General features: G+C 72.2%; 24 protein-coding genes and 1 pseudogene. 5 read left to right on the top strand and 20 right to left on the bottom strand.

The features are described from left to right. A pseudogene (locus ABZ565_RS05275) lies at positions 1-96 on the top strand (DUF4439 domain-containing protein); the annotation flags it as partial. An 84-nt stretch (positions 97-180) separates the two neighbouring features. On the opposite strand, the gene ABZ565_RS05270 reads toward ABZ565_RS05275, so the two are convergent. From ABZ565_RS05270 to ABZ565_RS05255, 4 genes are all read right to left on the bottom strand, one after another. Continuing rightward, positions 181-642 carry a DUF1801 domain-containing protein gene (locus tag ABZ565_RS05270; RefSeq protein ID WP_361020619.1) on the bottom strand — a complete coding sequence of 154 codons (462 nt, stop codon included), beginning with the start codon at positions 640-642 and terminating at the stop codon, positions 181-183. A 47-nt stretch (positions 643-689) separates the two neighbouring features. Continuing rightward, positions 690-1,343: a glyoxalase gene (locus ABZ565_RS05265; protein ID WP_361020617.1), complete on the bottom strand. Its 654-nt coding sequence runs from the start codon at positions 1,341-1,343 to the stop codon at positions 690-692. Between the two features lie 5 nt (positions 1,344-1,348). Next, entirely contained in the window at positions 1,349-1,870 is a 522-nt protein-coding gene (locus ABZ565_RS05260) for an AraC family transcriptional regulator (protein ID WP_361020615.1), read from the bottom strand. 70 nt (positions 1,871-1,940) lie between these two features. After that, complete coding sequence (locus tag ABZ565_RS05255) at positions 1,941-2,480, bottom strand: CGNR zinc finger domain-containing protein (protein WP_361020613.1); 540 nt, start codon at positions 2,478-2,480, stop codon at positions 1,941-1,943. A gap of 147 nt (positions 2,481-2,627) precedes the next feature. Here ABZ565_RS05255 and ABZ565_RS05250 point away from each other — a divergent pair, with 147 nt between their 5' ends. Beyond that, positions 2,628-3,944 (top strand): MFS transporter, encoded by a 1,317-nt coding sequence (locus ABZ565_RS05250; protein WP_361020611.1) that lies wholly within the window; start codon positions 2,628-2,630, stop codon positions 3,942-3,944. Positions 3,945-3,986: 42 nt separating this feature from the next. On the opposite strand, the gene ABZ565_RS05245 is transcribed toward ABZ565_RS05250, so the two are convergent. From ABZ565_RS05245 to ABZ565_RS05230, 4 genes are all read right to left on the bottom strand, one after another. Then, on the bottom strand, positions 3,987-4,796 hold the full coding sequence (locus ABZ565_RS05245) for a LysR family transcriptional regulator (RefSeq protein WP_361020647.1): 810 nt from the start codon (positions 4,794-4,796) through the stop codon (positions 3,987-3,989). A gap of 88 nt (positions 4,797-4,884) precedes the next feature. Beyond that, positions 4,885-5,538: a hypothetical protein gene (locus ABZ565_RS05240; RefSeq protein WP_361020609.1), complete on the bottom strand. Its 654-nt coding sequence runs from the start codon at positions 5,536-5,538 to the stop codon at positions 4,885-4,887. Positions 5,539-5,654: 116 nt separating this feature from the next. Next, the gene (locus ABZ565_RS05235) at positions 5,655-6,482 is read right to left on the bottom strand and encodes an SDR family NAD(P)-dependent oxidoreductase (protein ID WP_361020607.1); all 828 of its coding nucleotides are present in this window, start codon (positions 6,480-6,482) and stop codon (positions 5,655-5,657) included. Next, a complete protein-coding gene (locus ABZ565_RS05230; protein WP_361020605.1) occupies positions 6,479-7,972 on the bottom strand; it encodes a DHA2 family efflux MFS transporter permease subunit in 1,494 nt (497 codons plus the stop codon). The genes ABZ565_RS05235 and ABZ565_RS05230 overlap by 4 nt, the downstream gene beginning before the upstream one ends. 138 nt (positions 7,973-8,110) lie before the next feature. Between ABZ565_RS05230 and ABZ565_RS05225 the strand changes: the two genes are divergently transcribed. The 3 genes from ABZ565_RS05225 to ABZ565_RS05215 all read left to right on the top strand — a co-directional run bounded on the left by ABZ565_RS05225 (position 8,111) and on the right by ABZ565_RS05215 (position 11,043). Further along, entirely contained in the window at positions 8,111-8,794 is a 684-nt protein-coding gene (locus tag ABZ565_RS05225; RefSeq protein WP_361020603.1) for a TetR/AcrR family transcriptional regulator, read from the top strand. A gap of 123 nt (positions 8,795-8,917) precedes the next feature. Further along, positions 8,918-9,634 (top strand): response regulator transcription factor, encoded by a 717-nt coding sequence (locus ABZ565_RS05220; RefSeq protein ID WP_361020601.1) that lies wholly within the window; start codon positions 8,918-8,920, stop codon positions 9,632-9,634. Between the two features lie 185 nt (positions 9,635-9,819). Continuing rightward, positions 9,820-11,043, top strand: a complete 1,224-nt coding sequence (locus tag ABZ565_RS05215; RefSeq protein WP_361020599.1) for a cytochrome P450 — start codon at positions 9,820-9,822, stop codon at positions 11,041-11,043. A 66-nt stretch (positions 11,044-11,109) separates the two neighbouring features. On the opposite strand, the gene ABZ565_RS05210 is transcribed toward ABZ565_RS05215, so the two are convergent. The 12 genes from ABZ565_RS05210 to ABZ565_RS05155 form a co-directional block, all read right to left on the bottom strand. Next, complete coding sequence (locus tag ABZ565_RS05210; protein ID WP_361020597.1) at positions 11,110-11,949, bottom strand: NAD(P)H-binding protein; 840 nt, start codon at positions 11,947-11,949, stop codon at positions 11,110-11,112. After that, positions 11,946-12,614 carry an antibiotic biosynthesis monooxygenase gene (locus ABZ565_RS05205; RefSeq protein WP_361020595.1) on the bottom strand — a complete coding sequence of 223 codons (669 nt, stop codon included), beginning with the start codon at positions 12,612-12,614 and terminating at the stop codon, positions 11,946-11,948. The genes ABZ565_RS05210 and ABZ565_RS05205 overlap by 4 nt, the downstream gene beginning before the upstream one ends. Positions 12,615-12,665: 51 nt before the next feature. After that, positions 12,666-13,904 (bottom strand): MFS transporter, encoded by a 1,239-nt coding sequence (locus ABZ565_RS05200; protein WP_361020593.1) that lies wholly within the window; start codon positions 13,902-13,904, stop codon positions 12,666-12,668. After that, complete coding sequence (locus tag ABZ565_RS05195) at positions 13,901-14,866, bottom strand: LLM class flavin-dependent oxidoreductase (protein ID WP_361020591.1); 966 nt, start codon at positions 14,864-14,866, stop codon at positions 13,901-13,903. Before ABZ565_RS05195 ends, ABZ565_RS05200 begins: the two co-directional genes overlap by 4 nt. A gap of 37 nt (positions 14,867-14,903) precedes the next feature. Continuing rightward, the gene (locus tag ABZ565_RS05190) at positions 14,904-15,674 is read right to left on the bottom strand and encodes an SDR family oxidoreductase (protein ID WP_361020589.1); all 771 of its coding nucleotides are present in this window, start codon (positions 15,672-15,674) and stop codon (positions 14,904-14,906) included. Positions 15,675-15,678: 4 nt separating this feature from the next. Further along, the gene (locus ABZ565_RS05185; protein ID WP_361020587.1) at positions 15,679-16,863 is read right to left on the bottom strand and encodes an FAD-dependent monooxygenase; all 1,185 of its coding nucleotides are present in this window, start codon (positions 16,861-16,863) and stop codon (positions 15,679-15,681) included. Further along, positions 16,860-17,798: an aromatase/cyclase gene (locus ABZ565_RS05180; RefSeq protein ID WP_361020585.1), complete on the bottom strand. Its 939-nt coding sequence runs from the start codon at positions 17,796-17,798 to the stop codon at positions 16,860-16,862. The genes ABZ565_RS05185 and ABZ565_RS05180 overlap by 4 nt, the downstream gene beginning before the upstream one ends. A gap of 37 nt (positions 17,799-17,835) precedes the next feature. Then, positions 17,836-18,621 carry a 3-oxoacyl-ACP reductase FabG gene (fabG, locus tag ABZ565_RS05175; protein WP_361020583.1) on the bottom strand — a complete coding sequence of 262 codons (786 nt, stop codon included), beginning with the start codon at positions 18,619-18,621 and terminating at the stop codon, positions 17,836-17,838. Positions 18,622-18,630: 9 nt separating this feature from the next. Beyond that, on the bottom strand, positions 18,631-18,912 hold the full coding sequence (locus tag ABZ565_RS05170; RefSeq protein WP_361020581.1) for an acyl carrier protein: 282 nt from the start codon (positions 18,910-18,912) through the stop codon (positions 18,631-18,633). A 91-nt stretch (positions 18,913-19,003) separates the two neighbouring features. Next, positions 19,004-20,230, bottom strand: coding sequence for a ketosynthase chain-length factor (locus tag ABZ565_RS05165; RefSeq protein ID WP_361020579.1), 1,227 nt, complete (start codon positions 20,228-20,230; stop codon positions 19,004-19,006). Next, the gene (locus ABZ565_RS05160; RefSeq protein WP_361020577.1) at positions 20,227-21,516 is read right to left on the bottom strand and encodes a beta-ketoacyl-[acyl-carrier-protein] synthase family protein; all 1,290 of its coding nucleotides are present in this window, start codon (positions 21,514-21,516) and stop codon (positions 20,227-20,229) included. Before ABZ565_RS05160 ends, ABZ565_RS05165 begins: the two co-directional genes overlap by 4 nt. After that, positions 21,513-21,839 (bottom strand): TcmI family type II polyketide cyclase, encoded by a 327-nt coding sequence (locus ABZ565_RS05155; RefSeq protein WP_361020576.1) that lies wholly within the window; start codon positions 21,837-21,839, stop codon positions 21,513-21,515. Before ABZ565_RS05155 ends, ABZ565_RS05160 begins: the two co-directional genes overlap by 4 nt. Positions 21,840-21,861 lie beyond the last annotated feature (22 nt).

The following is a 21,861-nucleotide window of genomic DNA, read 5'->3' as shown; positions in this document are numbered from 1 at the left end:
CGGCGCAGCGCGGCGGACGCGTTGCGGGAGGCGGCGGTACGCGCGGCGCGCTGGCGCGGCAGCGGCGTACCCTTTCCCGGGCTCGCCGAGCGGGCGCCGCGCCCGCTACGCGCTGCTCTCCGGCATGTGGGCCTTCTTCTTCGCGATCTTCGACTTCTCGGAGATCGCCCTGCTGCAAGCTCAGCCCACCGCCTTGCGGACGAGCGCGGTGATCCGCTCCTCCGCGGCGGCGGTCAGCTCGGTCAGGGCGTACGCGGCCGGCCACATCGCGCCGTCGTCCAGCGCGGCCTGATCGCTGAAGCCCAGCGTCGCGTACCTCGACTTGAACTTCTCCGCGCTCTGGAAGTGGCAGACGACCTTTCCGTCCCTGGCGTACGCCGGCATGCCGTACCAGAGCTTCGGCGCGAGTTCCGGAGCCGCCTCCCTGATGATCTTGTGGACGCGCTCCGCGAGGGCGCGGTCGGCATCCTGCATCTCGGCGATCTTCGCGAGGACGTCCTGTTCCGCCGCCGCCTCCTTCTCGGCCCGTGAGGCGCCGCGCCGTGAGGCCGCCTTCTTCTCCTCGCGCGCGTGGTCCTTCATCGCGGCCCGTTCCTCGGCGGTGAATCCGCTGTAGTTCTCGGTGGACTTCGAGGTCGGCATGGCAGGGGTTCCTTTCGTACGGGGAAGAGCGGAGCGGGCGTGCGGGGTCAGGCGCGGCCGGCGGGGGCGGTGGGCTCCCAGGCGAAGCCGTCCGGGTCGGTGAAGGCGCCGGCCGTGCTGCCGAGGACGATCCGGTGGGAGCCGGCCGCCTCGTCCGGGACGCCGAGGTCCTTGGCGAGGGCGCGACGCTTGTACAGGGCCAGCTTGACGGGGGAGGACTCACCCGGCAGGAACTCGGCGTACTTCCCGCCGAAACTCTTGCCGACGGCCAGACCCCGGTCCACGTAGAACTGCTTGGTGGCCTTCACGTCCTGCACGCCGAGCAGCAGGACGAACTCGTCGATCTCGCGGGTGGCGGGACCGGTGTCCTTCTTGGACGAGGTGGCGATCTTCCAGATCGTCCCGTCCGGGGCCTGTACGACGCCGCCGTACCCCCACAGCGACTTGGCGGCCGGCTTCAGCACGGTGGCGCCGGCGTCGACCGCGGCGGCGACGAAGCCGTCGACCGTGGCCGGCCCGGACACGGTGAGCGCCAGGGTGAAGCCACGGAATCCGGTGTCCTGGGCCTCGCGGGCCCGCAGCCGGATGTGCGTGTCCACACCGAAGGCGGCGTAGAAGCGGCGGGCCGCCTCGATATCGGCCACCTCAAGGGTGACGGAGGAGAGCGAGGTGGGGGGCTTGGTGTCAGTGGTGGTGTTCATGAACTTCACGTTAGGGGCCGGGCCGGTGCCTGGGCTTCTTGATTCCTGACCGCTCTCGCGACCCGCTGCGCCAGGCAGGCCGGCAGCCCTTCGATGCCGGGCGCCACCGCCGCGCCGACGGCCGTGTCCGCGGTGGTCGCCGCGTCCTCCGCGAGGCGGCGGAAGCGCTCCGGCGCCAGGCCGACCAGTTCGGTGAAGCGGGCGGTGAATATCCCCGGCGTAGCGCACCCGACCGCCGCGCCCACGGCGTCGACGCCGAGATCACCCCGAAGCAGCAGCGTCGCGCGGTCCACGCGACGCGCCGTCAGATAGGCGTACGGGGATTGCCCGTAGACGGTCCGGAACCGCCGGCTGAGGCAGCCGGGAGCCATGTCCGCCCCGCGCGCGAGCGCCAGCACGTCCAGCGGTGCGGCGTAGGTCCGGTCGATCAGGTCGCGTACGCGGCGCAGCCGCGCCACGTCGGTCGGGCGCCGTGCCTCGGTGCGCGCACGCGTCCCGGAGGTATCCGGTGTGGGTGAGATGTCCATGTCGAGCAGGCTAGGTATGCCCCGATGGCCCGTGCTTCTCGATTCCTGACGAGCCCGGCGGGGCGCGTCGTCAGACGGCCTGCCGCTTCCGGGTGGCGTAGGTGCGGGATTTGTTGCGGTTGCCGCACACCTTCATCGAGCACCAGCGGCGGCTGCGGTTCTTCGAGACGTCCCAGAACGCCCAGGCACAGGTGTGCTCCGCGCAGCGCTTGAGCCGGGCCGCGTCGCCTGTGGTGACCAGTTCGTTCCACGCGATGGCCAAAGCGGTCAGGGGCCGGCGCTCCGGGGGCAGTCCCGGGGCGGCGGTGAGCGTGCCTCCGGCGGTGACCAGCACCGGGTGCGCGGCGAGCACCCGCTCGGCGGCGGCGAGCAGCGCGGGGTCGGGGCTGTCGCCCACGTGCGCGCCCAGCTCCTCCCTGAGGCCCGCGCGCAGGGCGAGGTAGTCGGCGTGCACGTCCGCCCCGACCTCCACCGGGGCGTCGAGCAGACCGCGTCCCGCGAGCCAGACGGACAATCCGGCGGCGGTGGCGATCTCGTCGCTCGCCTCCTCCACGTCGACCGTGTTGGCGAAGGCTTCGACCAGGACGGCCGGGTCCGGCTGCTCCAGCATGAGCGTCACTCCCTCCACACCCCACCATTCTACCGGCTAACGGCTTTACCGGTTGCGCAGCATGGGCGGTGTGGGGCACAGTGCTCTCACCGGCTAACGCGTTAGCCGGTGAGATGGGTTGCCGAGACACGCAGGGGATGGACGGCCATGACCACAACAGCGCCCGAACAGACGGGCACCGCGACCACGCAGCACGACATCCGGACACGCTTCGGGCGCCGTAACACCGCCGTCCTGGTCGCCTTCACCGCCGCGACCAACCTCGCCGACGGTGTGATGAAGATGGCGCTGCCCCTGCTCGCCGCCCAGCTCACCGGCTCACCGGCGCAGGTCACCGCCGTCTCCCTGACCCTCACCCTGCCGTGGCTCCTCACCGCCCTGCACATCGGCGTCCTCGTGGACCGCTTCGACCGCCGCCGGCTGCTCTGGACGGCGAACGGCATGCGCGTGGCCGCGATGGCCTGGCTCACCGTCGCCGCCCTCACCGGTGGCGTCGCGCTCCCCGTTCTCTTCGCCGCCGGCGCGATCCTCGGCGTCGCCGACGTGGCGGCCTCGACCTCGGCATCCGCCCTGGTCCCGGCCGCGGTGCCGCTTGCCGGGCGCGAACGGGTCAACGCCTGGATGGTGGGCGCGGAGACCGTGGGGCAGGAATTCGCCGGCCCCTTCGTCGGCGGGCTGCTCCTGGCCGCCGGAACCGGCCTCGCCCTGGGTGTGACCGGCGCCTCCTACGCCCTCGCCGCCCTGTCCCTGCTCCTGCTCGTCGGCCGCTTCCGCCCCGCCGCGCCCGCCCCGGACACGGCACCCGCATCGGTCAACAGCCGCATCGCCGAGGGCGTGCGTTTCCTCTGGAACGACCGCCTGCTGCGCACCCTGTCCGTGGTCGTCGCCGTGCTCTCCGCCGTCTGGGGGGCCTGGCTGGCCCTCATGCCGCTCTACGCCCAGCGGGCCATGGGGCTCGGCTCCCGTGAGTACGGCATCCTGCTCAGCGCCCTCGGCGTCGGCGGCCTGACCGGGGCTCTGGCGGTGACCTGGGTCAACCGGGTCCTCGGCGCCCGCCGCGCGATGTTCGCCGACCTCATCGGAACCATCGCGATGGTGGCGCTGCCCGCCATCACCACGAGCCTCTGGGCGGTGGCGGCCGGCGCCTTCCTCGGCGGCATGGGCGGCACCCTCTGGTCGGTCAACGCCCGCACTCTCACGCAGCACAGGGTCCCGGACGAGATGCTCGGCCGCTACGGTGCGGCGTCCCGCCTCTTCAACTTCGGCGCCATGCCCCTGGGCGCGGCCGTGGTGGGCCTCGTGGCCGAACTGGGCGGCATGCGCCTAGCGTTCGGCCTCTTCGCCGCCGCGACCGCGGTCACGCCGGTGCTGTTCGTCCGGAACGTGCCCCGGATCGTCGCCCGCCCGGTCATCAGCCGCACGAGGACCGGGCGGCCGGCGGGGCGAGCCCGACGACGGTCCTGATGAAGGCCGACAGCTCCGAGGGCCGGTCACCGGTGCGCCACATCAGCGCGTAGTCGACGGGCCTCGCGTCATCGAAGGGCACGTAGGCGACGTCGGGCCGGACGCGGTACGTGCCGGCGGCGACGGTCGCCACGGTGGCCCCTTCCCGGCTCCGACCAGCGCCAGGATGCCCTGCCAGCCGCTCGCCGCCGGGCCGTGCCCGATCGGCAGGCCGCCCGGTGTGCGGGTGGGGAAGAACGACGCGCAGAACGCCTTCGACACCCCTGCGGCCGTTATCAGAGGCAGCTCGGCCAGCGCCTCCTGAGACACCGTGGCCCGCCGCGCCAGCGGGTGGCCCGAGGGAACGACCAGCGCACGGCGCTCGGAGAACAGCACCGGGCCGACGACGACATCGGGTTCTTCCACGGGCGGCTCGGCGACCACCAGATCGACCTGCTTGTTCCTCAGCGCGGCGATGGCGGCGTTGTACGTCACGTCCAGCAGCTCGACCGTGCACGCGGGGTGGTGCGCGGTGAAGGCGTCACCGGCCTTGATGAGGAGTTCCCCGCTCCACGGGGCGGTGAAGCCGACCCGCAGCGCGCCAAGCATGCCGGCATGGGCCGCCGTCGCGTCGGCAAAGGCACGCTGGATCTGCCGGTACGCGGGCAGCAGGTCCTCGCGGAGCTGCCGGCCGACCGGGGTGAGGGTGACACGGCGGCTCGAGCGTTCGAACAACGGGCCGCCGACGCGCCGTTCCAGCGCCTTGACCGTCTGGCTGACCCGACCGGGCGATACGCGCAACCGTTCCGCGGTCCGCGCGAAGTGCAGTTCGTCCGCCAGCGTCAGGAACGTCTCGATCTCGTACCGCTCCACCAAGCCCCCCGGCCCTTCCATCACCGCCGCGTCATCATCGTAGTTTCGCGGCAGGGCCGGGGTGTTCCGCCGCCCCGCGGCAGCTGTCTCATCGCGGAGCGGTCGCGTCCGAGGGCAGGAGGGTGCGGTGGTGGCGGTAGAGGCTGCCGGTACCGCCGAAGTCCTTGAGCACCGGGGCCCACACCGCCTCGATGTGGGCGACGGCCGGCTCCTCCGCGATCCACTCGGAAAAGCTGAGCACCTGGCCACCGTCCGCGGCGATGTGGAGGTGCGCGGCAATGGCGCCGGGGTAGGCCCGGTCGTCGCCCTCCGTCCGCTCTTCCCCCGCGAGCAGCCCGTCGAGCCAGGCGCGGGCGGCCTGCTCGTTCTCGGCGGGGAAGAACGCCGCCGGGAAGGACTCCGGGACGGGCGCCGGCTCCTCCACGGCGGTGCCACGGACCGTGCGGTAGTGCCGGAACACCCGGGAGACGGTGCCCGCTCCGTCCGGAGAGCCGGTGGCCGGAATCCGGTCTTCGGCGTCCCACTGGGCGTAGGTGAGGACGGAGTCGTCGTCACCGCTGGTGTACACGGTCAGGGAGAGCAGCCCGCGCGGCCACGGTGCGCGACGCGCGGCGGCGACGGCCTGCTCGGCGGTCCGCCGGGTATGGTCCGGTCCCAGCGTGGCGACGGTGGTGACGAGTACGGCCGCGCTGCGCGGATCGTCGAGAACGGCCCGTACGGGGTCGGCGGACACGTAGGGCATGGTGGCGGCTCCTGGGAGTCGGGGGGCGGGAGGGGCGGGAGGTGAGGGCCCCTCTCAGTCTCCGTCCGGCGTCCTCCGATTCCCAGGGCCGCCGTTTCAGGTCTTCGTCAGGAGTGTCAACTCCCCGCCAGGAGGCGGTCGGTGAGGTCGCGCAGCCGGCGGGCGGCACCCGGGTCGAAGTCGGGGGTGTCGACCGGAATGCGACGGCCTTCGACGTAGGCGCTGAGCGCTTCGGCGGGGGGTTTGTCGATGGCGTCGGTGATCGGTGGCAACGCTGCCTCGACGGGCTTCGCGTGCGCTTGCATCGACCGGATGTGAGCGAGTGTCGCGCGGTCGTACTCACCGGAGAAGCCGGTCGCCGTGACCCCGGGGTGGATCAGCACGTAACGGATCCCGGCCGGGCCGTGCTCCTCGGCGTAGGAGACGCCCAGGAGGTCGTTGAGCTTTCCACCGTGACCGAGCGCGGCCCCGCCGTGGTAGCCGCGGCTGAGCTGCAGATCGTCCCACTGGACGATGTCGAGCCCGGCGCCCGGACCGGCCACGTTGACGACGACCGGATGCCGTGCCCGGGAGAGCGGCCCGGCGAGGGCCTGGCCCAGCACGTGGCGGCTCAGATAGAAGAGCGCGAAGTTCTCCTCGTACCCCTCCGCGGTCTCCGTGCGCCGGAAACGGTAATGGCGGGCGCAGAACACCAGCGCGTCCACCGTCGGGAACGCGGCGCGGATCTCCTCGGCGGCACGTGAGGTCTCCTTCAGCAGGCTGAGGTCGGCCGTGACGAAGAAGGCCCGCCCGGCGGCGCCCGCCGCACCCGCGCCGTCGAGGAACCGGCGGCCCTTCTCGGGGTTCCGGCCGATGACGACCACCGTGTCGCCCCGCCCCAGGTACACCTCGGCCAGAGCCTTCCCGATGCCGTCGGTGCCACCGGCGATGACCAGAGTGCTCATTCGCCCTCTCCCAGCGTTCGAACGGATGCGGTGGGGACCTCCACGGACGGGGCCTCCGCGGGCGGGCTTCCGGCGGACGGGGCGCCTGCGGGCGCGGGGCGGCCCGGCAGCAGGGTCGCCGCACCCAGGACGAGGACGAGCACCACGGACACCGTCCAGTACGCGGCGTGGAATCCGCGGACCGGGTCCCCGTCGCCCGCGGTCTGCATCACGAGCGCCACGACGGCGATGCCGATCGACGCCCCGAGCTGGTTGAGCATGTAGAGCACCGAGCTCCCCTGCGGCACCAAGGGGGCGGGCAGGGTGCGGTAGAGGGAGGCGATCGTGGGGGCGCCGACCGCGCCGAGACCCACGCCGATGGTGAACGCGGCGACGGCCGGCCACACTTCGGACGTGTCCGCCCCAATACGGGTGAAGGCCAGCGCGCTCAGCAGCGCGAGAGCACCGCCCGCCCATACGAGGCTCCGCGAGCCGACCCGGTCCGAGAGCCGGCCGGTAACCGGCATGGACAGGGCCGACCCGATGCCGAGCGGGGCGAGCAGCAGGGCTGCCTCGAAGGTGCTCCGTCCCTGGACCTGCTGGTGGTAGAGGGGCAGGGCGAAGAGGCTGGCGAACGTGGCGAGGCCGACGAGCGAGCCGACCGTCACGCTGGCGGCGAAGCTGCCGCGCTTGAACAGGCTCAGGTCGATGAGAGGTGCGGCCGCATCCGTGCCGCGTCGTCGCAGGGCGTGGAACCCGTATCCGCCCAGCAGTACGAGGGACAGCGCCAGGGGCACCAGCACCGACGGGACGGCGAACGCGGCCTGTTCGGCGGCCTGTGAGAGCGCGAGGACACCGGCTGCCACCCCCGGTCCGATCAGGGCGAGGCCGAGGATGTCGAGCCTGCCGGCGGACGGCTTCCCGGCGGGGGAGTCCTTGGGCACGAACCTGAGGGCGAGGGCCAGGGCGACGAGGCCGATGGGGACGTTGACCAGGAACATCCAGCGCCAGCCGGTGCCCTGGAGGATGATGCCACCGACGACCGGCCCGAACACCGGGCCGCTGGACCCGACGATCCCCATCAGCCCCATGACGCGTCCGGCGCGTGCGGGCCCCGAGGCGCGGGCGAGCAGCGTGAGCATCAGCGGGTCGAGCAGACCGGCCCCCAGGCCCTGCACGACGCGGAAGACGATGAGGCTGGGTGCGTTCCAGGCGAGGCCGGAGGCGACCGAGCCGACGAGGAAGACGACGAGGCCGAGCAGCCACAGCCGGCGTCCACCGAACCGGTCGACCGCCCACGTGGTGACGGGGATCGAGACGGTGAGCGCGAGCAGATAGCTGGTGGACACCCAGCTGATGGTGGACAGCGAGGTATCGAAGTCCCGGGCGAGGGTGTCGGCCGCGACGGCGATCATCGAGCCGTCGAGTATTCCCATGATCCCGCCCAACAGGATCACGCCGATCAGCCGCCGCAGGGCGGGATCCAGACGTTCGTCCTGTGCATGCGCCATGACTGTCTCCGGTGAGATCGAGTGAGAATTGCACTGGCGGGTGCAGAGTAGGACACCCATGCGTTCGTTTTCAACGCGACGGGGCACTTGTTTACACTCGCTGGTGCATTTCTGCGAGCCGGTGGGTACGATGGCGGAGTGAGCGGAACGAGTACCCCCAAGGCCCCGTCGCGAGGCCGCATCGACAAGCGGCAGGCGATCCTGGGCGCCGCATTCACCGTCTTCGCCCAGCGGGGCTACGCCCGTGCCTGTATGGAGGAGATCGCCGAGGTCGCGGGTGTCGCCAAGCACACGGTCTACAACCACCTCGGTGACAAGCAGAACGTCTTCCGCAGCGCGATGGAGGCCGCGGCCGACGACGTGATGGCTCAGAACCTCGCCGTCGTGGAGCTGTTCACCGCCGAGGGCGGCGCGGGTGCCGAGGTGCCGGACGGCGCCGAGGCCGCCCGGCTCGAAGACCTGGCGCACCGCTTGCTGTTGCGATGTTGCAACGAGCAGTCCTGGGCGCTGCGGCGCCTGCTCTACGCGGAGATCGGCCAGTTCCCCGACCTGCTGGAGATCGTCTGGGGGCGTGGTGCGAGCCGGCTCAAGGAGGCGCTGGCCGACCGGCTGGCGCGGCTCGCCCTGTCCGGCCGGCTGAGGTCCTGCGATCCGGCGGAGGCGGCCGAGCACTTCCTCGCCCTGCTGACCGGTCCGATGGAGGCCCGGTCCGGGCTCGGCACGCGAGCCGTGCCGGAGGCGGAGATCCGGCAGGTGGCCCGCTCGGCGGTCGGAGTCTTCCTGGGAGCTTACGGGGTGTCAAATCCCGTGTCGGATTCATGAGTTGACACGTACTGGCAGGTTCGAGCGGTCGTACGCGAAGCGGTCGTGAACTTCCGTGAACGCTTCTTTAAGACCCTCGACACGTGCCATCGGATCCCGGGCCGCGCGGAGAACATCGTCTCCGTGCGCGCACCCGATCGGATCAAGGGAGACATCGTGCAGATTCTCGTGGTGGAGGACTCACACAACAGCGACGGCGAACTGACCCGGGCACTGGAACGCCACGGGTACGGCGTCGCCTCCGTCAGCAGCGGAACGGCGGCACTGGACGCACATCGTGGTGCGGACTTCGTCCTGCTCGACCTCGACCTGCCCGACATCGACGGCCTGGAAGTCTGCCGGCGCATCCGCGAGGACGCGGAGACCCCGGTCATCACGTTCACGGACAGCGGCAGCGAACTCGACCGCGTCCTGGCCCTGCGCACCGGCGCGGACGACTGCCTCGACAAACCCTACGAATTCCGCGAACTGGTGGCGCGCATCGAGGCCGTGACCAGGCGCAGGCATGCCCGGCCGGGATTAAAGGAGTCCCTGACGGTCCTCTCGATCGGAACGCTGCGCATCAATGCCGCGTCCCGCGAGGTCCTGTTGCGCGGAAGTCCCGTCGATCTCACCCGCAAGGAATTCGACCTGCTCTACTATCTCGCCCGGCACTCCGAGAGCGTGGTCAGCCGGCAACGGCTGATGACCGAGATCTGGGAGGACCCGATGCCGCATGTGCTCGGGCCCAGGGCGACCCGCACCGTCGACACCCATGTCAGCTCCCTGCGCAGCAAGTTGGGCCGGAGCAGCTGGATAAGGACCGTACGCGGTGTGGGGTTCAGGGTCGGACACGAGTGAATCCCGCGGTGGGCCGGCGGATTCCTTGACCCGTCGGCCCGCCACCACCCCTGCGCCGCCGGTTTTCCTTTTCCTGACAACGAATTGTCGAGATGTGATGAACCGGCTGACCGGGACGGAAAGCGGCGGAATCTAGAGTCGGCAGGGTTCGCGCACCGGTTCACCTCACAGACGGAGACCATCCGATGACGACGACCGATTCCGGGAATTCCCTCTCCTCCTGCCCTTACCACTCCTCCGCCTTCACCTCCGAACGCCTCGAACTCGATCCGGCCTACGCCAGGTTGCGGAGCGAGGAGCCCGTCACCCGGGTCACGATGCCGCACGGCGGGGACGCCTGGCTGGTGACCCGGTACGCGGACGTGCGCGCCGCGCTCTCCGACACCCGGCTGAGCAGGGCCGCCGCCGTCGGCAAGGACGTCCCCCGGTCCAGCCCGCTGATCCAGCAGGCCGACTCCCTCCTCAGCATGGACCCGCCTGAGCACACGCGCCTGCGCCGGCTCGCCGCGAAGGCGTTCACCGCACGTCAGGTGGCCGCCGTCCGGCCGCGGGTGGAGGCGATCATCGACTCCCTCGTGGACGCCCTGGAGGAGTCGGGTCCCCCCGCCGACCTGGCCACCGGGCTGGCCTGGCCCATGGGCATCACGGTCATCTGCGAGACCTTCGGCATACCGGAGGAGGACCGCGGCCGGTTCCGCGAGTGGACCGACGCCATGATGGCGCTCACGGTCGCCGATCCCGCAACCATCCAGGCAGCGCGGGACAGCCTCGACGGCTACCTGCGGGAGCTGATCGCGCGCCGGATCGCCGCGCCCGGCGACGACCTGCTCAGCCGTCTGGTCACCTCCCGCGAGGGCGGCGACCGGCTGACCGAGGGCGAACTCGGTGTGTTCGCCGTGGATCTGCTCACCGCCGGACACGAGACGACGGCCAACCAGACCGGCAACTTCCTCTACACCCTGCTGTCCCGGCCCCCGCTGTGGGAGTCCCTGGTCAAGGACCCGGCCCTGGTTCCCGCGGCGGTCGAGGAACTGCTGCGGTACACCCCCCTCGCCACCAGCGTGGCGCCGTTCTCGCGGATCGCCGTGGAGGACTTCGAGCTCGCCGGACAACTGGTGCGCGCCGGTGACGCGGTGGTCGCGCAGACCGACTCCGCCAACCGGGACGGGACCGTGTTCGAGAACCCGGAGGAGCTGGACTTCAACCGGGAGACCAACCCGCACGTGGCGTTCGGGCACGGGGCGCACCACTGCCCCGCGGCCCCGCTCGCCCGGCTCGAACTGCAGACGGTCATCGCGACCCTGGCTCGGCGGCTGCCGGGGCTGCGGCTCGCGGTGCCGGCCGACGAGGTGGAGTGGAACACCAACCGGGTGATGCGAGGTGTCACGCGCCTGCCCGTCGAGTGGTAGACCCGGAACGGCCGTGAGCGGCGCCCCCCGCCGGGGGGCGCCGCTCACGCAGGGGAGGAGGCCGGTTCAGCGGAAGGTTTCGGCGTTCTCCTCGGCCCACTGTGCGAAGGGGAGCGCCGGGCGGCCCAGCACGGCAGGCACGTCGTCGTACGTCCTCTGCGGCCGGCCGTCCCGCGCCGCCTGGTACGCGACGAGTGTGGCGGCGACCGGTTCGGGCACGAACGCGGTGAGCTCCTTCCGGTACTCCTCGGGCGTGATGAGCCGCACCAGGACGTCCCGGCCCGCTGCCGCGGCGACGAGCTCCGCCTGCCGCCGCGCCGAGAGGGACTGGGGGCCGGTGATACGCAGAGTGGCACCCCGGTGGGCCTCGTCCAGGAGCGCGCGCACCGCGACGGCGGCGATGTCCGACTCGTGGATCGGCTCGCTGTGGGCCTCGGGATAGGCGAGCCGCAGCGGGCGCCCCTCCCGTATGTCCTGCGCCCACTGGAGGGCATTGGTGGCGAACCCGCCGGCCCGGACGAACGTCCAGCCGATCCCCGAGGCCCGCAGCACGTCCTCGACGAGCCGGTGCTGCTGCGCGATCGGACTTGTGTCCGCCCCGTGGCCGTCGATGGCCAGGGAGGAGAGCAGCACGATGTGCCCGACCCCGGCCGCCGCCGCGGCCTCGGTCAGACGGGCGGCGCCGGCCGGCTGGGCGTACAGGAAGATCTTCCGCACGCCGTGGAGGACCTCGTGCAGGCGCTGCGGTGAGGCCAGGTCGAGCCGCACCCGCTCCACCTCGTCGGGCAGTGCCGTCAGGGACGCCGGGTCGGCGCTCGCGGCCCGCACCTTCTCGCCGGCGGCGAGCAGTTCGCGTACGACGGCGGCGCCGACCCGGCCGCGTGCTCCGGTCACCAGGATGGTCATGTGTCGCTCCTGTCGGGGGTGATGCCGTGGTGGTAGTGGAAGCGGCGGAAGCCGATGGGGCGTACGCCGGGGGTGGCACCGGTGGCCCGGAGGGTGGCCGCGCGGGCCGCGCCCTCCAGGAAGGCCAGGTGCGCCTCGTCGCTGGTCCACTCCGCGTAGTTGAGGACCCGGCTGCCGTCCGTGCTCGCGTGGAAGTGGGCGCTGAGCATGCCTTCGCGCTGCTCCGCCGGCGCGTCGGTGACGGCCCGCGCCACGGACTCGATGATCCGGTCCTGTGCGTCGGCTCCGTCTACGTCGAAGGTGGCGACGACGACGGCTCCGGGGGGTGTCCCGGTACCGTCCAGGACGACGCTGCTGTGCAGCCGGTAGGAGACGGCCGCGGCCGCCGCAGGACCCCGAAGCGTCCGGACGAGGTCCTGGTGGGCGGTGGACCGTGCGGCCTGGACGTAGGTGAGGACCGTGTCGCCGGCCGTATCCAGATAGGCGTGGAACGAGAGCAGGCCGTCGGGCCACACGGCTGCGGCCCACCGGTCGGACACCTCGTCCAGCAGGGCGCGGGCGGCGTCACGTCCGGGGGCGTGCCAGTGGGTGATGTGGACCGAGGTGGCGTCCGGGCGCGTGATGTCGGGGCCGCGCCGGGCGGCGGCCCGGGGGTCAGCGCCCATGGGGCTGCTCGCGGACGGTGGCGGCGAGCGGGAGCGATGGCGCGGAGCAGGTCATGCGGGTTCCTTCCGTGAGGGCGGACCGGGACGTCCGTCGCGGAGTCCTGGGAGGGCGGCTGCCAGGCCCGCGGCCGACACGACGGCCAGCACGGCGAGGGCCGGGCGCCGGTCGTCGAAGGCGGTCAGGAGCCAGGCGGTGAGCGGGAGCAGCAGGACCGCGCCGAGTTGCACGGCCATCTGGTAGAGCGGGATCGCCGTGGCGCGACGCGATGGCGGCACGGACCCGGCGGCCCGCATGTTGAGCGCGGCGAAGGAGAGCACGAACCCCGCGCCGACGAGGAGCAGCACGGGCAGCGTGCGGGTGAGGTACGCGTCCGAAGGGGGCCGCCACACGGCGAGCAGGTATCCCAGCAGGGGCGCCGCGGCCCCCAGCGCGATGAGCCGACCCGTTCCGTGGCGACGGACCAGGGAGCCGGCGAACGGCACGGACACGGCGAGCGGCACGGAGGCGGGCAACAGCGCCAGCGCGCCCGTCCACGGCGACAGACCGAGCTGACCCTGCATCTGGAAGGTGAGCAGGAACAGCAGCCCGTGGTAGGTGCCGTTCAGAGTGGCCGCCCCCAGACCGGTGCGCAGCAGTACGCGGTCGCGCTCCGAGGGCCCCGGTGCGGGGGGCCCGCCGTGGTCGGCGGCCGAAGCCGGCGGCCGGGCGGTCACCTCGTGCGGGACGAGCCGCAGCCCCCACAGCAGGAGGACGAGGGCGACGGGAGCCGGCAGGAGGAAGATCCAGCGCCAGCCCGCCTCCAGGAGCGCTCCGGACACGAGGAGCCCGGCGGTGAACCCCACGGCCCCGAAGGCGGAATACACCGAGACGGCACGGCGCCGCTCCGGCCCCTCGGGGTAGGCCGTGCCGATGATGGCGAGGCCCATCGGCGCCGTGAGGGCGGCGCACGCACCCTTGACCACCCGGGTCGCGATGAGCAGGGCGGGCCCGTCCGCCAGCCCGCCCGCGACCGACGCGAGTGCGAAGCCGAGCATCGCGGCGAAGTAGACGCGCCTTCTGCCGAACCGGGCGGCGAGCCGCGGCCCGCTGGTCAGCAGGGCCGCGAACCCGAGGGCGAAGCCGCTCATGAGCCACTGCACGGTCAGCGGTGACAGACCCAGGTCGTTCCCGATGACCGGCAGGGCGACCAGGACGAGCGACACCTCCGTCGCGTCCAGGACCATGTTGCCGGAGAGGACGAGGAGCAGAGCCCACGCGTGCCCGGCGGAAGCACGTTCGGTCGTGGTCACGGCAGGAGGCGCGGCAGCTGTTCGGTGACCAGCTCCAGGTTCTCGGCCACCAGGTCGTCCGGCATGCCGGCGATGCTCGCCCAGAAGATGAGGTGCTTCACGGGCAGGCCCGCCGTCAGCTCCTTGATGCGGACGGCGGCGTCCTCGGGGGTGAGGATGTCGAGCAGTCCGCGCCGGTCCTCGGCGTCCGGGTCGCGCAGTTCCTCGAGGGTCAGTGGCGGCGGGCCTTCGAAAGCGGTTCCCTGGAGGGCCCCTTGGCGGTAGGAGTTCACCTGGTGGACCAGGTGGGGGCCGATGCGGTGCCAGGCGGCCTCCGGGTCCCGGGAGAGCAGGAGGGGGAGCAGATCGCTCACGCGAGCGGTCTCCGGGTCGTGACCGCCTTCGACCAGTCCCTCGCGGTACTGCCCGAAGCGTTCACGGGAGATGTGCAGCAGTCCGACGCCCAGCCGCCCGGCCAGCCGGGCGCCCCGCGGCCCGTAGAAGCCGCCCCACACCGGCGGCGGGTCCTGGATCGGCAGGGGAGTGATCTCCCGCTCGCGCCAGAGCCGGAGGATCTCCCTCATGCGTTCCTCGGTCCGTGCGAAGCGATGACCGAAGTCGGCGTCGAAGAGCGAGTACTCGGGGACGCGGTAGCCGGCCCCGAGGCCGAGTTCGAGCCGCCCGCCGCTGAGCAGGTCCACGATCGCGGCCTGTTCGGCGATGTCGACGGGGTGGTGCAGCGCCGGCAGGACGACAGAGGTGCCGATGCGCGCGCGGCGGGTGCGTGCGGCGACGGCCGCCGCGAAGGTGAGCGGCTGGGGCAGGTAGCCGTCCTCGAAGCGGTGGTGTTCGGTGAACCACAGACCGCCCGCGCCCCGGCGGTCCGCTTCCTCGCAGAACTCCAGGGTCCGCGCGTAGTGGTCTGCCCAGGGCCGGTGCCACTGGTCGGGGTTGCGCAGGTCGAAGAGGAGTCCGACGTCCATGAGAGATGCCTTTCGAAAGGGGGACGGCCGGTACGGCCTAGCCGAGGAGGGTGCCGCCGGTGGCGTCGACGAAGGAGCCGGTGATCCAGCGGGCCTCGTCGGTGGCGAGGAAGGTGACGACGTCGGCGACGTCCCCGGCCTCTCCCACGCGCTGGAAGGCGGACAGCTTGGCCATCTCCGCCACGGCCTCCGGGATGCCGAAGACGGGACTCCCGTTGTCGGTGATCCCGGGCGCCACGCTGTTGATGGTGATGCCGCGGGGGGCGAGCTGCCGCGCCAGGTGGAGGGTGAGCTGCTCGATGGCTCCCTTGGTCATGGCGTACGCCACCTGCTCGGGGTTGGCGACCCGGGTCAGGCCCGAGGAGATGTTGACGATCCTGCCCCCCTCGGGAATCGACGGCAGGGCCCGCTGCACCAGGAAGTACGGCGCCTTGGCGTTGACGGCGAAGAAGCGGTCGAACTGCTCCGGGGTGACGTCCTCGGGGGCGACGCCGTTCTGGGTGGTCTCACCCGCGTTGTTGACGAGGATGTCGAGGGCGGTCTCGCCGGTCCGCTCCTTCAGCCCGCGTTCCAGGCCGAGGAAGAGTTCGTGGACGTCGCCGGGGACGCCGAGTTCGGCGCGGACGGTGAAGCCGCGGCCGCCCTCTCCCTCGATGGCCGCCAGGGTCGCGTCGGCCGACTTCCGGTCGTGCGCGTAGTGGACGGCGACGAGGGCGCCCTCGCGGGCCAGCCGGATCGCGATGGCGCGTCCGATGCCCCGGCTCGACCCGGTGACGAGTGCGGTCTTTCCTTCGAGCCTGTCGCTCATGTGGTCAGCTCCCTGTGGATGCGGGCGGTCGGGGGGTGTCGAGCCCGGTGACGACCCGGGCGAGATGGCGGCGTACGGTGCCCAGGCGCAGGAGTCCGGCGACGACCTCACGCACGCCGTCCACCTCGGGGCCGCCGAGCAGCAGCCGCGCCTGGGCCCGGATTCCGGTGAGGGCGCGGGCGGTCACCGGGTGCCGTTCGCGGTGGTACGCGTCGAGCTCGTCGTCGTCGGCGCGGCCGGTGACGCGGGCAGCTAGGCGGGGCCCGAGGGCGGCGGCGTCCTGGAGGCCCAGGTTGAGCGCCTGGCCGCCCACCGGCATCTGGACGTGGGCGGCGTCACCGGCGAGCAGGACCCGGCCGCGCCGGTAGGCGGTGACCTGCCGGCTCGTGTTGTCGAACGCGTTCAGCCACAACGGTGTGCCGTGGCCGATGTCCTCGCCGGTCACCTCGGCCCAGGCGGTGGTGACCTCCGCGAAGGACGGCGGACCGGTGCGCCGGGCCGGTGGCGCGCCGAAGAGGTGGACCATCACCCGGGTGGAGCCGTCGGGCCAGCGGTGCGCCGTGGCCAGCCCCTGCGGGTGCCGTTCGAAGCGGCGGTCGGGTACGTCGATGCCGGCCACGTCGGCACGCAGCATCTCCAGCGTCCCGTCCTCGCCGGCGAGTTCGAAGCCGCCGAGCCGCCGTACCGTGCTGTGCTCGCCGTCGCAGCCGACGACGAACGCGGCCGTGGTGCGGTGTGTGGTGCCGTCGGTGCCGGTGTGGGCGACCTCCACGCGGTGGGGACGGACCGTGAGCCCCGTGACCCGGTGTCCGCGCCGCACGTGGGCCCCGAGGCCGGTGGCCCAGAGCTGCAGGACGGCCTCCAGCCGGGTCTGGGGGCACTTCCACTGTCCGGCGTGCGGGTGGCCGGGCTCCGCTTCGGCGAGATCGAGGCGGAGCCCGCCGAAATGGCCGGGCCCGCCGTCCGGCAGGGCGCCCAGGCGCCGGAGCACGCCGCGGTCCTCCAGGATCTCCAGGGTGCGGCTGTGCAGGGTGGACGCCCGGGACTCCGTGGCGGGTTCGACGAGCTGCTCCAGGACGGTCACCCGGGCACCGCCCAGGCGCAGTTCTCCGGCGAGGAGGAGTCCGACGGGCCCGGCGCCGACGACGACCACGTCGGACGCCGGGACCTCGGCCGCCGGCCCGGTCAACGCCGGGCTTCCGCGTACTGCTTGGCGTGGCCCAGCGTGGCGCGGCTGTTGCCGCCGAGGGCGTCGCGGATGTAGGCGCGGGCCTCCGGGACACCCGCGTCCTCGCCGAGGATCTCGGTGATCCTCTCCGCGTTCAGGACGACGGTGTGCTGGGAGGTGGCGGTGGTGACTCCGTCGGCGTCCTCGTCGAGCTGCCAGTAGCCGGTGTGCAGGGTGAGCAGTCCGGGCAGCGTCGTCTGTTTGTACGCGATCCGGCGGTACGGGAAGCAGACCCGGACGGACTCGGTGGTGTGGGTCGACCCGTCCTTGGTGCGGGTGTCGAGCCGCAGGATCTGGAGGCCGGGGGTCTCCTCCGTCAGCCGGACCCCGGCGACGTGCGGAAGCCGCTCGGACCAGAGCGTGGCCTCGTTGAGGAAGTCGTACACGTCCTTGGCGGAGCCCTCGACGCGCACGGAGTCCTCGAACGAGAGGGACAGTTCGGCGTCGGTGGTACCCAGTTCGAGGTTGGTCTTGAGCCCGGGCAGCTCGGCGCGGCTGTTGCGGTCGACGGCCTGGTCGATCCAGACCAGCTTCTCCGGGTCGTCGTCCACGGCCCGGTACTCGTGGAGGAGGCGGACGCGGGTCTCGCCCTCGGCGAGCGGCTCGATGATCCACGTCCCGGTCATCTCGGCGACGGGGTGGGCGGGGATCTCCTGCCAGAAGCGGATCCGCAGGCCCTCGGGGTCGAGGACCCGGATGGAGGTCCAGCTCTTGGCCTCGCCGTTGGCGGTGGCCCAGATCCGTATGCGCTCCTGGTCGCCGTCAACCTCCAGCTGCTCGACGTGGACGGAGGGCGGGAAGAGGCGTGGCCAGTTCTCGACCTCGGCGAGCAGCCGGTAGACCTCGGAGGCGGCGGCCCGGACAGTGATTTCGTGCTCGACCTCGCGGGTCGTCATGGTGAAGTCTCCTGTGCGTGAATGGTGTGATGGGGCGTCAGAAGTTGCCGAGGCCGCCGCAGACGTTGAGGGCCTGCGCGGTGATGGAGGCGGCTGTGTCGGACACCAGATAGCCGACGAGGCCGGCGACCTCCTCGGGGGTGGAGTAGCGTCCGAGCGGGATCTTGGCGTTGAACCTCTCCAGGACCGCGTCCTCGGTGGTGTCGTAGGCGGCGGCGTAGCCCTCGCGTACGCGCTGGGCCATCGGCGTCTCCACATACCCGGGGCAGACGGCGTTGACGGTGATCCCGGTCGGGGCCAGTTCGTTGCCGAGCGCCTTGGTGAAGCCGACCACCCCGTGCTTGGAGGCCGAGTAGGGGGCGCCGAGGACGACACCCTGCTTGCCGGCGGTGGAGGCGATGTTGATGATCCGGCCCCGGTCCTTCTGCCGCAGGCCACCTGTGTTCAGGACTTCCCGGGTGACGCGGAAGACGCTGGTGAGGTTGGTGTCGATGACGTCGTCCCAGAGGTCGTCGGCGATGTCCGCGGTCACCCCTCCGCCGCTGCGGCCGGCGTTGTTGACGAGGACGTCGACCGTGCCGTAGCGGCCCACGGCGGCGCCGACGAACGTGCGCACGTCGTCGGCGGACCGGACGTCAAGGGGGGTGCCGTCGACGTCCAGCCCCTCCGCCCGCAGTTCCTTGACCGTGGCGGCGACGTTGTCGCCGTTACGGGCTCCGATGAAGACCCGGTGGCCCTGGCCGGCGAGCAGCCGGGCGACGGCGAGGCCGATGCCGCTGGTGGCGCCGGTGACGAGGGCCACGGGGCCCGTGTGCTGGCTCATGAGGTCTCCTCAGACGGTCCGGGTCGCGGTCAGCTGCGCGTTGACCACGTCGATCAGCGCGCGGGGGGTGTCGGCGTCGGTCAGGGTGTCGTCGTCCAGCGCGATGCCGTACTCCCGCTCGATCCGGCCGCCCGTCTCCAGCAGGGCGAGCGACTCGTAACCGAGGGCGTCGAAGGTGGTGTCGAGGATGTCGGCGTCGAGATCGACCCCCTCCTCGGCGCCGGCGGCCTCCCGGAGGATGCGGCGCAGGTCGTCCAGGACGAAGACGGTGTGGGTGCCGGGCACGGACATGGCGAAGCCTTTCGTGGCGTGGAGGCGTTACGGACGGTGGCGCGGCGCGCGCCGGTGGTCGGGCGTGGGAGTCGCGGTGTACGGGCGCGCGTCACCCCGGTTCGCCGGCGCGGCGCACGACGAGCGCGGAGTTGAAGCCGCCCTGTCCACGGGCCAGGACCAGTGCGGTGCGCAGCGCGGCGGGGCGGGGGGCGGGCCCGACGAGATCGATCTCGTACCCCTCGGCGAGGGTGGAGCCGACGGTCGGCGGGATGACACCGTCCCGCAGGGAGAGCAGGGCGGTGGCGACGTCGAGCGGCGCCGCCCCGGAGTACAGGCGGCCGGTCATCGTCTTGGGGGCGGTGACCGGCACACCGCGCGGCCCGAAGACCTTGGTGAGTGCCTCGGCCTCCGCCCGGTCGAGTTCCGGCACCGCGGCGGCGTCGGCGAACACGACGTCGATGTCGGCCGGCTCGCTTCCGGCGTCGGCCAGGGCCAGTTCGATCGCACGCTGGAGTCCGGGGGCCCGTCCGCTGCCGGGCCGCGGGTCCATCGTGGCGGCGTGGCCGGTGATCTCTCCGTACACCCGGGGGGCGTCCCGGCGGCGGGCGTGCTCGGCGTCCTCCACGACGAGGATGGCGCCCCCCTCTCCGGGCACGTGTCCGGAGGCTTCGCTGTCGAAGGGGAGGTAGGCGCGCTCGGGGTCGTCGGAGGTGGTGAGCCGGCCGCCGGCGATCTGCGCGACCCATCCCCAGGAGCACAGGGAGGCGTCCACAGCGCCTGCGATGAGGACGGGGGTCCCCTTGCGGACCTGGCGCCGGGCCTGGGCGAGGGCGTCGAGGCCGCCGGCCTGGTCGCTGACGACGACGCTGCTCGGCCCCCGGGCACCGGTGCGGATGGAGATCTGCCCGCTGTTGACCGCGTAGAACCAGGCGAACGACTGGTAGGCGGAGACGTAGGTGCCGCCCTTGCTCCACAGGGCCTTGAGCTCGTTCTGGCCGAATTCGAAGCCGCCCGAGTGACCGGCGGTGATCACGCCGACGTCGTAGTCGGGCAGATCGCCGGGGGTGACGTCCGCGTCCGCCAGGGCCCAGTCGGCCCCGACGAGGGAGATCCGCGTCATCCGGTCGGTCTGCGGCAGGAGCCGTCCCGGCAGCAGTTCGGCCGCTTCGAAGCCGCTGATCTCACCAGCCAGCCGGGAGGGGTAGGGCGTGGGGTCGAACCTGGTCAGCGGGGCGATGGCCCGCCGCCCCGCGAGGGTGGCCCGCCAGTAGGTCTCCAGGCCCAGTCCGTTGGGGGCGGCGACGCCGATTCCGGTGATGACCGTCCGGGCGCTCATCGGGTCCTCCGATCGGGGCGGGCGAGGACGACCGCGCTCTGGAAGCCGCCGAAGCCGCTGCCGACGGACAGCACCGCGTCGGTCCGCCGGTCGCGGGCGGTCAGGGGCACGTAGTCGAGGTCGCATTCGGGGTCGGGGTTGTGGAGGTTGGCCGTGGGCGGGACGACGTGGTGCTCCATCGCGAGCACGGACGCGGCGACCTCGATCGATCCGATGGCACCGAGCGAGTGGCCGACCATGGACTTGATGGAGGAGACGGGGGTCCGGTAGGCGTGCTCGCCGAGGCTCCGCTTGAACGCCGCGGTCTCGTGGCGGTCGTTCTGCTTCGTACCGGAACCGTGGGCGTTGATGTAGTCGATGTCCTCGGCGGCCAGCCGTGCCTCGTCCAGGGCCACCCGGATCGCCTCGGCCATCTCCTTGCCGTCGGGCCGCAGCCCGGTCATGTGGAAGGCGTTGGACCGGGTGGCGTAACCGGCCACCTCGGCATAGATGTGGGCTCCTCGCCGCCGTGCGCCGGTGAGCTCCTCCAGGACGAAGACGGCGGCGCCCTCACCGAGGACGAAACCGTTGCGGCTGGAGTCGAAGGGACGGGAGGCGTGTCCGGGGTCGTCGTTGCGGGGGGTGGTGGCCTTGATGGCATCGAAGCAGGCCACCGTGATGGGGGAGATGGGCGCGTCGGTCGCCCCGGCCACCATCACGTCGGCGAGACCGTCCCTGATGACCCCGGCGGCGTGGCCGACGGCGTCCAGCCCGGAGGTGCATCCGGTGGAGACGACCGTGCCCGGGCCCTCGGCGCCGACGGCCCAGGCGACCTCCGTGGCGAACGAGCTCGGGACCAGGAAGTTGTAGAGGTGCGGCACGGCGTAGCGGTGGTCGACCAGGTCGAGCCTGCCGCCGTCGCTGACCGTGCGGTACTCCTGGTCGAGTCCGGTGGTGGCGCCGACGGCGCTGCCGATGGTGACCCCGGTGCGCACGGGGTCCAGAGCCGTGAAGTCGAGCCCGCTGTCGTGGACGGCTTCGCGGGCGGTGACGACGGCGAACTGGGCGGCCCGGTCCATCCGCCTGATCTCCTGCGGGCCGAGGCCGGCGAGCTCGGGGTCGAAGTCGACCTCCGCGGCGACCTGGGAGCGGAACGGCGAGGGGTCGAAGAGGGAGATCCGTCGCGTCGCGGTCCGGCCGTCGGAGATCAGCCGCCAGAAGTCCTTGGTGCCGAGGGCGCCGGGAGCGGTGACGCCCACCCCGGTGATGACGACACGGCGTTCCCGTCCGGGCGGGGTGGCGGTCACGAGGCGCTCCAATGGTAGAAGCGCTGGGCCAGCGCATCGGCCGGCGAGCGCCAGGTGGCGGGGTCGTAGGCCGCGATGTGGGGCTTGAGGTCGTCGCTGATGCCGATGAACCGGCTGTCCGACTTGGCGGCCTCGATGCGCTCGCCGCCGTCCTCGCCGTCGAAGTCCTGCAGGTGGAAGTAGAGCCCGCGGTACGCGAACAGCTGGCGGCGGCGGGTGCCCATCCGGTGGGGCATGTCTGTGGTGTCGAACTCGCCGAACAGACGGGCGACTTCGTCGGCGCTTCCGATCTCCATCCGGGCGACGATGAGGTTGCTGTGCATGGTGGCCTCTCTGAGAGCGGTC

The sequence above is a fragment of the Streptomyces sp. NPDC016469 genome (genome assembly GCF_040632905.1).
Lineage (GTDB): Bacteria > Actinomycetota > Actinomycetes > Streptomycetales > Streptomycetaceae > Streptomyces.
This window is presented reverse-complemented; position numbering and strand designations above follow the sequence as displayed.

Coding starts and splice junctions, on each gene's coding strand:
- ABZ565_RS05270 (WP_361020619.1), bottom strand. CDS start 642: ATGCCGACCTCGAAGTCCACCGAGAACTACAGCGGATTCACCGCCGAG.
- ABZ565_RS05190 (WP_361020589.1), bottom strand. CDS start 15,674: ATGAGCGACAGGCTCGAAGGAAAGACCGCACTCGTCACCGGGTCGAGC.
- ABZ565_RS05230 (WP_361020605.1), bottom strand. CDS start 7,972: ATGGCGCATGCACAGGACGAACGTCTGGATCCCGCCCTGCGGCGGCTG.
- ABZ565_RS05180 (WP_361020585.1), bottom strand. CDS start 17,798: ATGACGACCCGCGAGGTCGAGCACGAAATCACTGTCCGGGCCGCCGCC.
- ABZ565_RS05165 (WP_361020579.1), bottom strand. CDS start 20,230: ATGAGCGCCCGGACGGTCATCACCGGAATCGGCGTCGCCGCCCCCAAC.
- ABZ565_RS05260 (WP_361020615.1), bottom strand. CDS start 1,870: ATGGACATCTCACCCACACCGGATACCTCCGGGACGCGTGCGCGCACC.
- ABZ565_RS05250 (WP_361020611.1), top strand. CDS start 2,628: ATGACCACAACAGCGCCCGAACAGACGGGCACCGCGACCACGCAGCAC.
- ABZ565_RS05195 (WP_361020591.1), bottom strand. CDS start 14,866: ATGGACGTCGGACTCCTCTTCGACCTGCGCAACCCCGACCAGTGGCAC.
- ABZ565_RS05240 (WP_361020609.1), bottom strand. CDS start 5,538: ATGCCCTACGTGTCCGCCGACCCCGTACGGGCCGTTCTCGACGATCCG.
- ABZ565_RS05265 (WP_361020617.1), bottom strand. CDS start 1,343: ATGAACACCACCACTGACACCAAGCCCCCCACCTCGCTCTCCTCCGTC.
- ABZ565_RS05170 (WP_361020581.1), bottom strand. CDS start 18,912: ATGTCCGTGCCCGGCACCCACACCGTCTTCGTCCTGGACGACCTGCGC.
- ABZ565_RS05155 (WP_361020576.1), bottom strand. CDS start 21,839: ATGCACAGCAACCTCATCGTCGCCCGGATGGAGATCGGAAGCGCCGAC.
- ABZ565_RS05215 (WP_361020599.1), top strand. CDS start 9,820: ATGACGACGACCGATTCCGGGAATTCCCTCTCCTCCTGCCCTTACCAC.
- fabG (WP_361020583.1), bottom strand. CDS start 18,621: ATGAGCCAGCACACGGGCCCCGTGGCCCTCGTCACCGGCGCCACCAGC.
- ABZ565_RS05210 (WP_361020597.1), bottom strand. CDS start 11,949: ATGACCATCCTGGTGACCGGAGCACGCGGCCGGGTCGGCGCCGCCGTC.
- ABZ565_RS05235 (WP_361020607.1), bottom strand. CDS start 6,482: ATGAGCACTCTGGTCATCGCCGGTGGCACCGACGGCATCGGGAAGGCT.
- ABZ565_RS05255 (WP_361020613.1), bottom strand. CDS start 2,480: ATGCTGGAGCAGCCGGACCCGGCCGTCCTGGTCGAAGCCTTCGCCAAC.
- ABZ565_RS05205 (WP_361020595.1), bottom strand. CDS start 12,614: ATGGGCGCTGACCCCCGGGCCGCCGCCCGGCGCGGCCCCGACATCACG.